The organism is Bacillus sp. EKM501B (genome assembly GCF_011800505.1).
Taxonomy (GTDB): Bacteria; Bacillota; Bacilli; order Bacillales; family Bacillaceae_G; genus Bacillus_A; species Bacillus_A cereus.
On the sequence record NZ_JAALFZ010000054.1, the window covers coordinates 1 to 779 of the forward strand.

The following is a 779-nucleotide window of genomic DNA, read 5'->3' on the forward strand; positions in this document are numbered from 1 at the left end:
GCGGAAGTAGTTCAGTGGTAGAATACAACCTTGCCAAGGTTGGGGTCGCGGGTTCGAATCCCGTCTTCCGCTCCAATTTTCAATATGACATGCCGGGGTGGCGGAACAGGCAGACGCACAGGACTTAAAATCCTGCGGTGGGTGACCACCGTGCGGGTTCGACCCCCGCCCTCGGCACCATATGCGCCCGTAGCTCAATTGGATAGAGCGTTTGACTACGGATCAAGAGGTTAGGGGTTCGACTCCTCTCGGGCGCGCTTTTATTAACGGGAAGTGGCTCAGCTTGGTAGAGCACCTGGTTTGGGACCAGGGGGTCGCAGGTTCAAATCCTGTCTTCCCGATATTCCTAAAAAACATGGGGCCTTAGCTCAGCTGGGAGAGCGCCTGCCTTGCACGCAGGAGGTCAGCGGTTCGATCCCGCTAGGCTCCACTTTATTTAATATATGTCTCGGAGGTATACCCAAGTTCGGCTGAAGGGATCGGTCTTGAAAACCGACAGGCGGTGAGAATCGCGCGGGGGTTCGAATCCCTCTACCTCCTCCATTTTTTCTTTAATGGTTTAGACATATAATAATAAAATATTTATTTTTTCCTTCATGGAGGTATACCCAAGTTCGGCTGAAGGGATCGGTCTTGAAAACCGACAGGCGGCGAGAGTCGCGCGGGGGTTCGAATCCCTCTACCTCCTCCATTTTTTAAAACTTTATATTGTCGCGGGGTGGAGCAGCACGGTAGCTCGTCGGGCTCATAACCCGAAGGTCGCAGGTTCAAATCCTGTC

Annotated in this window: 8 tRNA genes; all 8 read left to right on the top strand. The window is 52.9% G+C overall.

Annotated features, from left to right (window positions below):
- The 8 genes from HFD78_RS28955 to HFD78_RS28990 all read left to right on the top strand — a co-directional run bounded on the left by HFD78_RS28955 (window position 1) and on the right by HFD78_RS28990 (window position 779).
- Window positions 1-75: transfer RNA gene (locus tag HFD78_RS28955), tRNA-Gly, on the top strand.
- Window positions 76-91: 16 nt separating this feature from the next.
- Window positions 92-180 (top strand) — tRNA-Leu (locus tag HFD78_RS28960).
- A 3-nt stretch (window positions 181-183) separates the two neighbouring features.
- Window positions 184-257: transfer RNA gene (locus tag HFD78_RS28965), tRNA-Arg, on the top strand.
- 10 nt (window positions 258-267) lie between these two features.
- Window positions 268-341, top strand: a tRNA-Pro gene (locus HFD78_RS28970).
- A 16-nt stretch (window positions 342-357) separates the two neighbouring features.
- Window positions 358-430 (top strand) — tRNA-Ala (locus HFD78_RS28975).
- A 20-nt stretch (window positions 431-450) separates the two neighbouring features.
- Window positions 451-543, top strand: a tRNA-Ser gene (locus tag HFD78_RS28980).
- Window positions 544-598: 55 nt separating this feature from the next.
- A tRNA-Ser gene (locus HFD78_RS28985) sits at window positions 599-691 on the top strand.
- A gap of 29 nt (window positions 692-720) precedes the next feature.
- A tRNA-Met gene (locus HFD78_RS28990) sits at window positions 721-779 on the top strand.